This window comes from Rhodanobacter glycinis (assembly GCF_006438785.1).
GTDB lineage: Bacteria > Pseudomonadota > Gammaproteobacteria > Xanthomonadales > Rhodanobacteraceae > Rhodanobacter > Rhodanobacter glycinis_A.
Window position 1 is genome coordinate 1024405 of record NZ_RCZB01000001.1, and the last position, 12929, is coordinate 1037333.

At 62.8% G+C, this 12929-nt stretch carries 13 protein-coding genes, 1 tRNA gene and 1 riboswitch; of the genes, 8 read left to right on the forward strand and 6 right to left on the reverse strand.

What is annotated here, in order from left to right:
- The first annotated feature begins 10 nt into the window (after positions 1 to 10).
- A complete protein-coding gene (gene hflD, locus EAH75_RS05030) occupies positions 11 to 634 on the forward strand; it encodes a high frequency lysogenization protein HflD (protein WP_140651268.1) in 624 nt (207 codons plus the stop codon).
- Positions 635 to 778: 144 nt separating this feature from the next.
- Here hflD and EAH75_RS05035 read toward each other — a convergent pair whose 3' ends face one another.
- Positions 779 to 2044 carry a porin gene (locus EAH75_RS05035; protein WP_140651265.1) on the reverse strand — a complete coding sequence of 422 codons (1266 nt, stop codon included), beginning with the start codon at positions 2042 to 2044 and terminating at the stop codon, positions 779 to 781.
- Between the two features lie 208 nt (positions 2045 to 2252).
- Here EAH75_RS05035 and rnt point away from each other — a divergent pair, with 208 nt between their 5' ends.
- From rnt to phoU, 6 genes are all read left to right on the forward strand, one after another.
- Positions 2253 to 2912 (forward strand): ribonuclease T, encoded by a 660-nt coding sequence (rnt, locus tag EAH75_RS05040; protein ID WP_140804648.1) that lies wholly within the window; start codon positions 2253 to 2255, stop codon positions 2910 to 2912.
- Positions 2913 to 3083: 171 nt separating this feature from the next.
- Complete coding sequence (gene pstS, locus EAH75_RS05045) at positions 3084 to 4124, forward strand: phosphate ABC transporter substrate-binding protein PstS (RefSeq protein ID WP_428993501.1); 1041 nt, start codon at positions 3084 to 3086, stop codon at positions 4122 to 4124.
- 106 nt (positions 4125 to 4230) lie between these two features.
- Positions 4231 to 5202 (forward strand): phosphate ABC transporter permease subunit PstC, encoded by a 972-nt coding sequence (pstC, locus tag EAH75_RS05050; protein ID WP_140804650.1) that lies wholly within the window; start codon positions 4231 to 4233, stop codon positions 5200 to 5202.
- Positions 5202 to 6074: a phosphate ABC transporter permease PstA gene (pstA, locus tag EAH75_RS05055; protein ID WP_140804652.1), complete on the forward strand. Its 873-nt coding sequence runs from the start codon at positions 5202 to 5204 to the stop codon at positions 6072 to 6074. The genes pstC and pstA overlap by 1 nt, the downstream gene beginning before the upstream one ends.
- Positions 6067 to 6870 (forward strand): phosphate ABC transporter ATP-binding protein PstB, encoded by an 804-nt coding sequence (gene pstB, locus EAH75_RS05060; RefSeq protein ID WP_140651255.1) that lies wholly within the window; start codon positions 6067 to 6069, stop codon positions 6868 to 6870. The genes pstA and pstB overlap by 8 nt, the downstream gene beginning before the upstream one ends.
- Before the next feature lie 73 nt (positions 6871 to 6943).
- On the forward strand, positions 6944 to 7678 hold the full coding sequence (gene phoU, locus EAH75_RS05065) for a phosphate signaling complex protein PhoU (protein ID WP_140651252.1): 735 nt from the start codon (positions 6944 to 6946) through the stop codon (positions 7676 to 7678).
- Positions 7679 to 7720: 42 nt separating this feature from the next.
- Here phoU and sugE read toward each other — a convergent pair whose 3' ends face one another.
- The 4 genes from sugE to rnr form a co-directional block, all read right to left on the reverse strand.
- Positions 7721 to 8038, reverse strand: coding sequence for a quaternary ammonium compound efflux SMR transporter SugE (gene sugE / locus EAH75_RS05070; RefSeq protein WP_140651250.1), 318 nt, complete (start codon positions 8036 to 8038; stop codon positions 7721 to 7723).
- A gap of 80 nt (positions 8039 to 8118) precedes the next feature.
- Positions 8119 to 8388, reverse strand: a complete 270-nt coding sequence (locus EAH75_RS05075) for a CBU_0592 family membrane protein (protein ID WP_140651247.1) — start codon at positions 8386 to 8388, stop codon at positions 8119 to 8121.
- Entirely contained in the window at positions 8385 to 9131 is a 747-nt protein-coding gene (gene rlmB, locus EAH75_RS05080; protein WP_140804654.1) for a 23S rRNA (guanosine(2251)-2'-O)-methyltransferase RlmB, read from the reverse strand. The genes EAH75_RS05075 and rlmB overlap by 4 nt, the downstream gene beginning before the upstream one ends.
- Positions 9128 to 11872 carry a ribonuclease R gene (gene rnr, locus EAH75_RS05085; RefSeq protein ID WP_428993490.1) on the reverse strand — a complete coding sequence of 915 codons (2745 nt, stop codon included), beginning with the start codon at positions 11870 to 11872 and terminating at the stop codon, positions 9128 to 9130. The genes rlmB and rnr overlap by 4 nt, the downstream gene beginning before the upstream one ends.
- Positions 11873 to 12003: 131 nt before the next feature.
- Here rnr and EAH75_RS05090 point away from each other — a divergent pair.
- Positions 12004 to 12090, forward strand: a tRNA-Leu gene (locus EAH75_RS05090).
- 95 nt (positions 12091 to 12185) lie between these two features.
- Here the strand turns inward: EAH75_RS05090 and EAH75_RS05095 are convergent.
- Positions 12186 to 12593: a VOC family protein gene (locus EAH75_RS05095; RefSeq protein WP_140651242.1), complete on the reverse strand. Its 408-nt coding sequence runs from the start codon at positions 12591 to 12593 to the stop codon at positions 12186 to 12188.
- Between the two features lie 191 nt (positions 12594 to 12784).
- Positions 12785 to 12891: riboswitch (glycine riboswitch) on the forward strand.
- Positions 12892 to 12929 lie beyond the last annotated feature (38 nt).

The window sequence follows — 12929 nt, forward strand, 5'->3', positions numbered from 1 at the left end:
AACTTTTTCCATGAATGAAGAACGCGTGCTCGCCCTCGCCGGCCTGTTCCAGGCCTGTGCACTGGCGCAGCAGCTGGCCAACGAGGGGCGTTGTGACGAAGGCGCAATGGAGGCCAGCGTGGCCAGCGTGTTCCGTATCGACGCACCCTCGGTGGTCGGCGTGTACGGCAATGTCTCCAACGTGCGGATCGGCCTGCGCAGCCTGATCGCCCAACTGGATGAAAGCGACCGCGACATGTCGGTGACGCGCATGGTGGTCACAGTGATGCGGCTGGAACGCAGCCTGTCGGGGCGACCGGACCTGCTCGATAAACTGCAGCAGGGCATCATCGCTGCGCAACGACAGGTCGAGCATTTCGGGCAGGGCTCCAGCCAGGTCAGCAGCCGATTGGCCGAGGTCTACGCATCCACACTGTCGATCCTCAAGCCGCGCGTGATGGTCAGCGGCAACCCACAACAGCTGCAGTTGCCTGCGGTGGTGGAAAAGGTGCGTGCCAACCTGCTCGCCGCCGTGCGTTCGGCGGTGCTGTGGCGGCAGGTCGGCGGACGCCAGTGGCAACTGCTGCTGTACCGGCGCCAGTGCAGCATGCTGGCGCGTGGCCTGCTGACCGGGGCGACGCTGGACAATCGCTGACGGCCGTTTTTTCGGCTGGCTGAAAAAGCAAACGGCGGGCATTATGCCCGCCGTTTTCCGTCCATGGGTGGAACTCCCTTGCGATAACCTTCTTCAGTAGCCCGTCTCCAACTGACTGAAGTGTGTCCCAGGCATGTGACAGTCTTAGAACGCTACCTGGCCGAAAACGCCGATTTCGTCGGTCTTCACGTTCTGGACATGGGGCGGGATCGGGGAGTTCACCGACTTGTCGCCCTTCTCATGCTTGTATACAACCGCCAACTGGAAACCCTTGGTGATGTCAAACTGGACGCCAGCGTTGTAATAGGTGTCTTTCGCATTGCGATCCAGATCCTTGCTCAACTTGGCTGAGTCATAGCGTGCAAACAGACTGACCGTGTCCGCCACCGGCACGCTGCCCCAAAATGAGTAACCGTCGGCCTTGTCAGCGAGCGGGCTAAGCACGTTGTTCCAGTTCTTGGCGGTGAAATATTCCGCACCGAGACGGAACGCCTTGCTCGCATAGGCCACCATCAGATCACCACGCTGCGCGGTGTTCTGCGCGCTGATGTTCTGAGTTTCCTTGCCCAGATGGCCACTGTAACCGCCCACCGCCACAATCATGCCCTCGAACGGTACGAAGCCGACGCGACCTTCCACGTCCACGCCCTTGCTGCGACCCGGGTTCTTGTAACCGTTGCCATTGACGACAGACACAGCGTAATTGAGCGACTTGCTCGCACCGATGTCGCCACCCAGATGCAGGCCCCAGTCGGCCGAGTTGCCGTAATGCAGACGGTCCGTAAGCGTATTTTCGACATAACGGAAGCCGTAGACGTTTTCGACGAAGGGAATCCAGGGCATGTCGGCCGAACCGACGCGGAATACCGCTGCCTGGTCGAACTTGCCCTGCACGTAGGCCTTCTTGACGAACAGATTGGTCTCACCGTCGCTGCTGACGTAGTTGAAGTCGGTGGTCAGGTTGGCCGACCAGATATCGTTGAACTTATGGTCAACGCTCAGGTAGAAGCGCTTGACGTCGAGGCCGGTGCCCGAGGCGTCGGTCTTGCCGGAGTCGCTGTTCTTCTGGCTGATGTTGGTGAAATCGAAGTACATCTTGCCCGACAGGGACGTATTGTTGATTGCCTTCTCCAGCGCGGCAATCTTGGTGTCGGAGGCAGCCGTTACCGTGGTGGCCTTCTCAACTGCCTGACCATTGCTGACGTTGATGTCGGACTGCGCGTCGGTGCGCTGTTCCAGCGAATCCACCTTGGCCTGCAACGCGGCCAGCTGCGCCTTCAACAGCTCGATTTCAGCGTTGCTGGTGGCCTGTGTCGTTGTCGTCTTTTGTTTCGCCGGCGCCGCGGCGACCGTGAAACTGGTAAGGCCAAGGCCGGCAGCAATTGCCACAGCAATCAGTTTGGAACGCATGTCATTCTCCGCAAGTTGGTGGGAAACATCTCAACCGCCCCCTCGATCCGATAGCCGGCTAGCGATTAGTTAACAAGTGTGGCGAGTGAATTTTACGGTTGGATGCATCTTTGATGACACATTCAAGACAACGTATCGACACGTTGGAGATTGCTTTCCGATCGACAGCGCATCTCATGTCACGCGGGACGGCTGATATGCTTTGCCGATGGAAATACTGAGCAACAGCACCGCGCCACGCATGGCCGAACGATTCCGTGGCTTCCTGCCGGTGGTGGTCGACGTGGAAACCGGCGGCTTCGATGCCGTACATGACGCTCTGCTGGAAATCGCCGCGATACCGCTGGCAATCGGCGCGGATGGTTTCCTGTGCCTGCGGCCGACCGTATCGACCCATGTGGAGCCATTCCCCGGTGCGAACCTCGATCCGCGTTCGCTGGAGATCACCGGCATCGACCCGACCAACCCGCTGCGTGGCGCGCTGGCCGAACGGCTGGCGCTGGACCATATCTTTCATGTGGTGCGCGAGGCGGTGCGCGAGGCCGGCTGCCAGCGGGCCATCCTGGTTGGTCACAACGCTGCGTTCGATCTGGGTTTTCTCAATCAGGCGGTGCGCCGCTGCGGACACAAGCGCAATCCGTTTCATCCCTTCAGCTGCTTCGACACGGTCAGCCTGGGTGGACTCGCCTATGGCCAGACCGTCCTGAGCAAGGCCGTGCTCGCCGCGGGTCTGTCGTTCGACAGTCGCGAGGCCCATTCGGCAGTGTACGACGCCGAACGTACTGCCGAACTGTTCTGCAATGTGGTCAATCGCTGGCGCCAGTTCGAACTGCTCGAACAGGTGCTGCCTGGGCTGGATGCCGCCTGAAACCGCCGCCGGGCGCTGCTTTCGGGCTCATGACGGAACGGCTTTCGCGGCAACTTGTGACAGTCCGTCGCTCACTGTCATCTGTCTGAAACATTCATAACATCCAATGGCAACACAAAGGGCCTGAAATGGCGGGGTCTCATCCGACCATCCCTCCAAGGAGCTACCGTGCTGACCTCACGCAAATACCTCATTCGGTCCACCCGATTCGCCGCCATCGTCGCAATCGCCGTGGCCTCGACCTTCGGCGTGGCCGCACAGGCCACAGATATCACCGGCGCCGGTTCCAGCTTTGTCTATCCGGTTGTCTCCAAGTGGTCGGCTGCCTACGCCGAGAAGACCGGCAACCATGTCAACTACCAGTCGATCGGCTCAGGCGGCGGCATCGCCCAGATCAAGGCAGGCACGGTCGACTTCGGCGCTTCCGACATGCCACTGGACGAGGCCACCCTGAGCAAGTTCGGCCTGGGCCAGTTTCCCGACGTGATCGGCGGTATCGTGCCGGCCTTCAACGTCGAGGGCATCGCGCCTGGCAAGATGGTTCTAGATGGCACCACACTGGCCGACATCTACCTGGGCAAGGTCACCAAGTGGAACGATCCCGCCATCGCCAAATTGAACCCCTCTCTCACGCTGCCGGCCGCCACCATCACGGTGGTGCATCGCTCGGATGGTTCCGGCACCACCTTCAACTTCAGCGACTATCTGGCCAAGGTCAGTCCCGAGTGGAAAACCAAGGTTGGTGAAGGCACCGCCGTGCAGTGGCCGGTCGGCGTGGGTGGCAAGGGCAACGAAGGCGTATCCGCCTACGTCAAGCAGATCAAGAACTCGATCGGCTACGTGGAATACGCATTCGCGCTGCAGAACCACATCGGCTATGCGCTCATGAAGAACGCCGCCGGCAACGTGGTCGAGCCGACCATCGCGAACTTCCAGGCCGCTGCCGACACTGCGGATTGGAAGAACTCGAAGAACTTCAACCTGGTCATGACCAACGCTCCTGGCGCCAAGGCGTGGCCGATCACCGCCACCTCGTGGGTGATCATGTACAAGCAGCCGAAGAACCTCACCAATGCGAAGGTGACCTTCGATTTCTTCAAGTGGGCTTACGAGCATGGCCAGGATCAGGCCCGCTCGCTCGACTACGTGCCGCTGCCGCCCAGCCTGGTTGAGCAGATCGAGAACTACTGGAAGACCGAGTACAAGCTGTAACTGGCCGAAGTTGCCTCACTGCAACCGATGGCATGAAATCACTGCGCGCAACCCGGGTTGCGCGCAGTTTTCTGTTGAACCACCCTGCCATGGATAACGTGCCCGCATGCAAGTGACCAGCGCCGTACCGCTTGCCCGAGACATCGACCGGCGCGCGCGTGCCGACGCCCGGCATGACCGCATTTTCCACCGGGTATTGAAGTTCTGCGCCCTGTTGGTACTGGCCACACTGCTCGGTGCGGCGCTGTCGACCCTGTGGGGTGGGCGCGAAGTGCTGTTCGGACATGGCCTGCATTTCCTGACCAGTGATTCGTGGAATCCAGTCGAGGACGACTACGGCGCGCTCGCGCCGATCTTCGGTACCCTGGTCACCTCGCTGATCGCGCTGGTGATCGCCGTGCCGATCAGCTTCGGCGTCGCGATCTTCCTCACCGAGATCGCACCGACCTGGATGCGCGGGCCGGTGAGTGCAGCGATCGAACTGCTGGCCGGCATCCCTTCAATCATCTACGGCATGTGGGGCCTGTTCGTGTTCGTGCCGTTCATGGCGAACATCGAGCCAGCCCTCAGTGACACGCTGGGCAATCTGCCGCTGATCGGCAAGCTGTTCCAGGGCCCGCCGCTGGGACTGGGCCTGCTGACCGCCGGCATCGTGCTGGCCGTGATGATCCTGCCGTTCATCTCCTCGGTGATGCGTGAAGTGTTCCAGACCGTTCCCACACGCCTGAAGGAATCCTCCTATGCGCTTGGCTCGACGACCTGGGAGGTGTTGTGGGACATCGTGCTGCCCTATACACGCTCGGCGGTCATCGGCGGCATCTTTCTGGGCCTGGGCCGCGCGCTCGGCGAGACCATGGCGGTCACCTTCGTGCTGGGCAACTCGTACAACATCACCGCGTCCCTGCTGATGCCCGGGACGTCGATCTCCTCGAGCATCGCCAATGAATTCAACGAAGCGGTAGGAGTGCACCGGTCAGCGCTGATCGCGCTGGGCTTCCTGCTATTCGTGGTGACCTTCGTCGTGCTGCTGATCGCCCGGCTGATGCTGCATCAGCTGGCCAAGCGGGAGGGCAAGTAATGTCGAATGCCGGCATCTACCTCCGCCGCCGTCTCGTCAACGTGATCGCCCTGCTCTTTGGCGGCTTCGCCACCGTGCTCGGGTTGATCTTCCTGGTATGGATCCTGTGGGTGACGATCAGCAACGGTCTGAGCGCGATTCATCCGCGCTTGTTCACGAAGATCACCGCTTATGCCGATCAGGGCGGCCTCGCCAATGCGATCGTCGGCAGCCTGCTGATGGATATGATGGCCTTGCTGATCTGCGCACCGATCGGCGTGCTGGCAGGCACCTATCTGGCCGAGTATGCCAACCGCTCCAAGCTGGGTGCTTCGATACGCTTTCTCAATGACATCCTGCTGTCGGCGCCGTCAATCGTGATGGGCCTGTTCGTGTACGTGATCATCGTGCTGCCGATGTCAAACCTGACCCATGGCAACATTTCGTTCTCCGGCTTCGCCGGAGCAGTGGCACTGGCGCTGATCGGTCTGCCGGTGATCGTGCGCACTACCGACGAGATGCTGCAACTGGTACCTGGCACATTGCGCGAAGCGGCGCTGTCGCTGGGCGTGCCACAGTGGAAACTGACCGTGCAGGTGCTGATCCGCGCCGCCAGTTCGGGAATCCTCACCGGCGTGCTGCTGGCGCTGGCGCGGCTGGCTGGCGAAACCGCGCCGCTGCTGTTCACCGCCTTTGGCAACAACTTCATGACGGTGCATCCGCTGGACAAGATGGCCAGTCTGCCGGTGGCCATCTACCAGTACACCAACGATCCGAGCCCAGCCATGCACTCCATTGCCTGGGCCGGTGCATTGTTGATTACCCTGTTCGTGCTGGCACTCAGCCTGCTGACACGTCTGCTGTTTTCGCGCAAGAAGGTGAGCTATGAATGACCTCGCCGCCGCCGTCGCGGCCCCGTTGGCCAGCGTCGATGGGCGCACCAAGATCAAGGTGCGCGACGTGCACTTCTATTACAACGGCTTCCATGCGCTGAAAGGCGTCAGCATGGACATACCGGAGAAGCAGGTCACCGCAATCATCGGTCCCTCCGGTTGCGGCAAGTCGACCCTGCTGCGGATCTTCAACCGCATCTACGCGATCTATCCGAAGCTGGAGGCCAAGGGTTCGATCGAGCTGGACGGCGAGAACATCCTCGACCCGGGCTATTCGATGAACCGCCTGCGCAGCAAGGTCGGCATGGTGTTCCAGAAGCCGGTGCCGTTCCCGATGACGATCTTCGAGAATGTCGCCTACGGCATCCGCCATCACGAAAAGCTGTCGAAGTCGGACATGGAATCCCGCGTCGAGCAGGCGCTGCGCAGTTCGGCGTTGTGGGACGAGGTGAAGGACAAGCTCAAGCAGAACGCGCTCGGCCTGTCCGGCGGCCAGCAGCAACGCCTGTGCATCGCCCGTGCGATCGCCTTGAAGCCCGAGGTGCTGCTGCTGGACGAGCCCACTTCCGCGCTCGATCCAATCGCCACCAGCCGCATCGAGCAGCTGGTGGAAGAGCTGAAGAGCGAGTTCACCATCGTGATCGTCACCCACAACATGCAGCAGGCCGCGCGCGTGTCCGATTACACCGCTTTCATGTACATCGGCGAGCTGATCGAATTCGGCAACACGGAAAAGATCTTCACCAAGCCGGACAAGAAGCAGACCGAGGACTACATCACTGGTCGATTTGGCTGAGCGGCTTCCTCTCCTGCCGGGAGAGAACTGCCACGCGGCCACATACTCCCATCTCAAGCGCGAGAATCACGACATGAGCGGTACCGACAAAGACCACATCATCAAAAGCTACGACAGCGAGCTGGCTCGCCTCACCGGCGAAATCGTGCGCATGGGCGAACTGTCGGTGACCCAGCTGGAAGCGGCGATCGACGTACTCGACCGGCGCGACGAGCGCGCCGCGCAGCGCGTGGTCGGCAACGACGATGCGATCGACCAGCTCGAACAGGAGATCAGTCATGACGTGGTGCGTCTGCTGGCGCTGCGCGCACCGATGGCTGGCGACCTGCGCAACGTATTCGCCGCGCTGCGCATCGCCGCCGACATCGAGCGCATCGGCGATTACGCCGCCAACGTAGCCAAGCGATCGATCCCGCTGTCGATGGTGGCGCCGGTCGGGCCGGTCGGCGGCCTGGGGTACCTCGCCGAGCTGGCTGCAACCGGGGTGCGCGAAGTCCTGCTTGCCTATCGCGACCGCGATGCCGAGCGCGCCTACCAGGTATGGAAGGACGACGTGGTGCTGGACGAGGCCTATACCGGCTACTTCCGTCAGCTGCTCACCTACATGATGGAAGATCCGCGCAACATCACGCCGTGCACGCATCTGCTGTTCATGGCCAAGAACATCGAGCGGATCGGCGATCACGCCACCAACATCGCCGAAAACGTGTGGTTCCAGGTCACCGGCGAACAGCTGAACAAACAGCGCAGCAAGCGCGACCTTACTTCCAGCCCTGACATGAGCCGGTTGGGCGACAAGCCCGAGTGAGCTCTCGCGGGAGCCCGCCTGCGGGCTCCCGCACAAGGATCGCTAGGTCGCGGTGAGCTTGAGCCCGATGATCCCGACCACGATCAGCGCGACATACGCCAGTCGTGGCAGCGTTGCCGGATCGCCGAACAATGCGATGCCGAGCGCCACCGCACCGACCGCACCGATACCGGTCCAGATCGCATAGGCAGTGCCGATCGGCAACGTCTTCACCGCCATCGCCAGCAACACGATGCTCACCGCCATCGCCACCAGCGTGCCGAGCGTGGGCCATAGCCGGGTAAAACCGTCGGTGTACTTCAGGCCGATCGCCCAGACCACTTCGAACAGGCCGGCCAGCAGCAGATAGATCCACGCCATGTCGACGCTCCTCTGTGTGGCAGGGCCGTCCCCGCGGTGAAAGACGCGTGGGGTCGTCCCCACGCCAGCGCGAGCTGCCGTCAGGGCAGATCGCGAATTTCGCGGCGGCGCTTCACTCCACGCACCATGCCGTAGCTGCCGATCAGCAACCACGCCACCTGCATGATGAAGGCAGCCAGATTGAAGCTGCCGAAGCCCAGCGACAGCATCACCCCGACGGCACCGAGAATGTTCATCAGCTGGTAGGTCAGGCCGTTGCCCTGCAACTTGCGTTCCTGCAACAGGAAGAACGCCAGCAGCACCAGCGCCACGCCGAAGTATCCAGCCCAGTCATACCAGAACAGGTTCATCGTTTCGCACTCCGCTGACGCAAGGCCTCGAACAGCACCACGCCGGTTGCAACCGAGACATTGAGGCTCTCCATCGTGCCCGGCATCGGGATCTTCGCCACGAAATCGCAGAGCTCACGGGTGAGCCGGCGGATGCCCTCGCCTTCGCTGCCCAGCACGATGGCCACCGGCCCCTTGAAGTCGAGGCCGTAGACCGAGGTCCCGGTATCGCCGGCCAGGCCGGTGATCCACACACCGGCATCCTTCAGTTCGCGCAGCGTGCGTGCGAGATTGGTCACCGCGATCAGCGGCACCCGGTCGGCACCGCCGGCGGAGGCGCGGCGCACCACGGGGGTCAGCCCGACCGCGCGATCCTTCGGCACGATCACCGCGGTGGCCTTGGCCGCCGCTGCACTGCGCAGGCAGGCGCCGAGGTTGTGCGGGTCGGTGACGCCGTCGAGTACCAGGATCAGCGTGTCGCTGCCGTCGCGTTCGAGCAGGCCGGCCAGGTCGTTTTCATGTGCGGCCGGGGCCGCTTCGTAACGTGCCACCACGCCCTGGTGACGCGCTTCGCCGGCAAGCTTGTCCAGCTCGTCGCGCGGACGATGCTGCACCGGGATATTCAGCTTTTTCGCGCGTTCGGCCAGATCCAGCACACGTGCGTTGCGCTGGCCATTCTCGACCAGCACCTCACGCACACGTTCGGCATCGTTGCTCAATGCACCTTCGACCGGGTTGATCCCGACGATCCAACTTTCGCTCATGACTGGCCTTTCGGTTTCGGTTTCGATCGACGCCGGCTGTTCTTCTTCGGTGCACCCGCAGCGGCTGCTGGTGCTGTCCCGCGCCTGGCGGGCCTGTTGCCGCCGCCGGCATCGTCCTTGCGCGGACGGCGATCAGTCGACTGGGCCGCCTTTCCGGTGGCAGGCGCACGTCCCGGGCGCTGCTCGCCGGCAGGTTGACGGGTGGAGGCGTGCGCGCGCGGCAGCGGAGTATCGTGCGTTGCGGCCTTGCGCGAGGTTGTATCCGGTGCGGCGACTGCGGTTTCCTTGCGGCCAAACGCACGCCCGATTGCCTTGGCCGCACGGCCGAACATGCTCGTCGTCTTGGCCGTGGCGGCAGCCTTCTTCGGCAACGAATAGCGCTCGCCACTGGCGGCATAGTCGTAGGCCTTGGCGGTGCCGGTGGGCGGCGTTACCGGCGTGCGTGGCGAGACCAGGCGGAAATCGATCTTGCGATCCTCCAGGCTGGCGCGCAGCACCTGGATGCGTACGTGGTCGCCGAGGCGAAATTGCGCGCCAGTGCGTTCGCCCTTGAGCAGCTTGCGGGTCGCGTCGAAGTGGTAATAGTCGTTGGCAAGCTGACTGATGTGCACCAGGCCGGACACTTTCGATTCGTCCAGCTCCACGAACAGACCGAACGAGGTGACACCGGTGACCACGCCTTCGAACTCGCTGCCGATGTGCTTTTCCATCCACGCACACTTGAAGCGCTCATCGACATCGCGCTCGGCTTCCTCGGCACGGCGCTCGCGCTGCGAGCAATGGATCGCCATGGCGGCCATTTCGGCAGGGGTGTAGCTGTAGTCGGTCGGCTTGCCGCCGGTCAGTGCAAAACGGATTGCACGATGCACCAGCAAGTCCGGATAGCGCCGGATCGGCGAGGTGAAGTGTGCGTAGGCCTGCAGCGAGAGGCCAAAGTGGCCGCGATTGTCCTGCTGGTACGCAGCCATGCTCTGCGAGCGCAGCAGCACGTTCTGGATCAATTCGCGTTCGGGACGATCCTTGACCATGCGAAGAATCTCGGAGAAATCGCCCGGCGTGACATCTTCCACCGGCGGCATGCGCAGCTTGAACTCACGCAGGAACTGCTGCAGATCCTCGTACTTCTCGGCCGGCGGCGGCTCATGTGCGCGGAACAGCGCGGGGATCTTCTTTTTCTCAAGGAACAGCGCCGCCTGCACGTTGGCGGCGATCATGCATTCCTCGATCAGCTTGTGCGCATCATTGCGCTCGGTCGCACCCATCGACTCGACGCTGCCGGTCTGGTCGAGGCGGAACTTCACTTCCGGCGTCTCGAAGTCGATCGCGCCGCGACGCTTGCGCTGTTGCGCCATTGCCTTGTACAGCGCGTGCAGGTTTTCAAGTTGCGGCAGCACGTCGGCCACTTCGTGCCGGGCGTCAGCGTCATTCAGGCCCACCGCTTCCCATACCTTGTCGTAGGTGAGCCGCGCATGCGACAGCATCACCGCGTCATAGAACTTCGACTTGGTCACGTTGCCTTCGGCATCGATCAGCATGTCGCAGACCATGCACATCCGCTCGACCTTCGGCATCAGCGAGCAGATGCCGTTGGACAGCGTCTCCGGCAACATCGGCACCACGAAGCCGGGGAAGTAGGTCGAGGTGCTGCGCTCGTAGGCCTCGCGATCCAGCGCATTGCCGACCTGCACGTAATGCGACACGTCGGCAATCGCCACAATCAGTCGCCAGCCACCACCGCGTTTCGGTTCGGCGTACACCGCGTCATCGAAGTCGCGCGCGTCTGCGCCGTCGATCGTCACCAGCGGCAGCTGGCGGATATCAGTACGACCTTCGCGCTCGGCGGCGGTCACCACCGATTCCACCTGCGCCGCATCGCGCAGCACTTCAGGCGGCCATTCGTGCGGCAGGTCGTGGCTGGCAATGGCCATCTCCACCACCAGCGAAGGTTGCAGCCGTTCGCCCAGCACCGCGCGGATCTCGCCCATCGGCCCGCGCTGCATGGTCGGTGGTGCGGTGATCTCGACCACCACGATCTGGCCCGAACGCGCGCCCTGCTCCTGGCCCGGCTTGATCATCACGTCCTGGCTCAGGCGCCGATCATCCGGTGTCACCAGGGTGACGCCATTTTCGACCACGACCCTGCCGACCAGCCGCGGCGAGCGACGCTCCAGCACTTCGGCGATCGCGCCCTGCTTGCGACCGCGGCGGTCGATGCCGACAACGCTGGCGAGCACGCGATCGCCATGCATGACGGCGCGCATCTGCTGCGGCGAGAGATACAGGTCTTCGCCACCTTCGTCCGGGCGCAGGAAGCCGTAACCCTCGGCATTGGCCAGCACGCGACCGGCGATCAGGTCCAGCTTCTGGGTGGGTGCGTAGCCGCCGCGCCGGCCCAGCAGCAGCTGGCCATCGCGCACCATCGCACCGAGTCGCTTGCGCAACGCGTCGAGGTCGGCTTCGTCATGAATCTCCAACGCCTCGGCAATACGTGCCTCGGTCAGCAGTTCAGCGCGTTGTTCGAGCAGGGCGAGGATCGCTTCGCGGCTGGGGATCGGGCGCGCATAACGCTGCGCCTCGCGATCGGCATGCGGATCACGCACGGCGCCTGCGGCAGCCTTGGTGCGCTTGTCTGGCGTGGAAGCGGCGCGCGGCGCCCGCTTGGCGGGGCCCTTCGGCGAGCGCGGGCCCTGCGGGCTGTCGGCATGGGGATTATCGGAATGGGGGGGAGTTTTTCTGGTCACTCAATGTCCTTGTGATGTTTGCGCCGCGGAGAATGCCACGTCGCAGTGAATGGATGTGAAAAGTGTTGACAAGCCGCCGGCAGATGCCTAAATTACGCGGCTCACGCAGCTTGCTGAGCGACGTGACACCTGCCCAGGTGGCGGAATTGGTAGACGCACTAGCTTCAGGTGCTAGCGGGGGCAACTCCGTGGAGGTTCGAGTCCTCTCCTGGGCACCAATTGTAAACGAAGGCCGCCTCTCAAGGCGGCTTTCGTCTTTTCAGGGTTCAGGTAACGCGGACCGGAAGATCGCCTCGACCAGCGCCTGACAACATCAGACAGCGGGCGGTCCCTTCAACTCGACCATGTTGCCCTGCGGGTCATACAGATAGATCGACGGTCCCTCGCCCTGCGCGCCATAGCGCGAGCCCAGCTCGCCGATGCGCACGTCGTGTGCCTTTAGATGCGCGAGGATCGCCGCTTCGTCGTAATCCTCCACGCGCAGGCACAGGTGATCCATGTTGTGGCCCTCGCTGCCCGGCGCGGCACCACCGTGACGACCGAGCTTGCCGTTGACTGGCACCAGATCGATCAGCGAGCTGCCCGCGCGCAGCTGCACCAGACCGATCTCGTCCTGCCGCCGTTCCTCGCGGCAGCCCAGCACCTCGCAGTAGAAGCGCTGCATCGCCACTATGTCGATGGCGCGCAATACCACGTGATCGATTTCAGCGATGCGGATCATCGTGCGTTCTCGCGGATACGGCCGGGTTGCCAAGCATAAACCGTATGGATTCTGATGATCGTCACCAGTCCGTGGGGCCTGTATAATCAGCGTGGTAACGCTTGGTGGGAGAAGCGGGCCAGCTCTTGCACAGGGCCTGTCCGCTGCCGAAGACGCAACGCCCGTAATCGCTCAGGCCCCGTACCATCACGCGTAAACACTCTGGAGAGAGCGGCAGCCTTTATCGGTGCAAGCCGCCGCCGAAGGGGCACGAGGCTTCCGCCTCTAAACTCTCAGGCAAAAGGACAGAGGGGCGCCCCACGTGCGGCACGCACGTCCGGCCTTTATCGGCCGGCC

What these genes read in the sequence shown, in the direction of transcription:
- hflD (WP_140651268.1), top strand. Translation starts at nt 11, where the DNA reads ATGAATGAAGAACGCGTGCTCGCCCTCGCCGGCCTGTTCCAGGCCTGT.
- sugE (WP_140651250.1), bottom strand. Translation starts at nt 8,038, where the DNA reads ATGGCGTGGATCTATCTGCTGCTGGCCGGCCTGTTCGAAGTGGTCTGG.
- pstB (WP_140651255.1), top strand. Translation starts at nt 6,067, where the DNA reads ATGAATGACCTCGCCGCCGCCGTCGCGGCCCCGTTGGCCAGCGTCGAT.
- pstA (WP_140804652.1), top strand. Translation starts at nt 5,202, where the DNA reads ATGTCGAATGCCGGCATCTACCTCCGCCGCCGTCTCGTCAACGTGATC.
- phoU (WP_140651252.1), top strand. Translation starts at nt 6,944, where the DNA reads ATGAGCGGTACCGACAAAGACCACATCATCAAAAGCTACGACAGCGAG.
- EAH75_RS05075 (WP_140651247.1), bottom strand. Translation starts at nt 8,388, where the DNA reads ATGAACCTGTTCTGGTATGACTGGGCTGGATACTTCGGCGTGGCGCTG.
- pstC (WP_140804650.1), top strand. Translation starts at nt 4,231, where the DNA reads ATGCAAGTGACCAGCGCCGTACCGCTTGCCCGAGACATCGACCGGCGC.
- rlmB (WP_140804654.1), bottom strand. Translation starts at nt 9,131, where the DNA reads ATGAGCGAAAGTTGGATCGTCGGGATCAACCCGGTCGAAGGTGCATTG.
- EAH75_RS05095 (WP_140651242.1), bottom strand. Translation starts at nt 12,593, where the DNA reads ATGATCCGCATCGCTGAAATCGATCACGTGGTATTGCGCGCCATCGAC.
- rnt (WP_140804648.1), top strand. Translation starts at nt 2,253, where the DNA reads ATGGAAATACTGAGCAACAGCACCGCGCCACGCATGGCCGAACGATTC.
- EAH75_RS05035 (WP_140651265.1), bottom strand. Translation starts at nt 2,044, where the DNA reads ATGCGTTCCAAACTGATTGCTGTGGCAATTGCTGCCGGCCTTGGCCTT.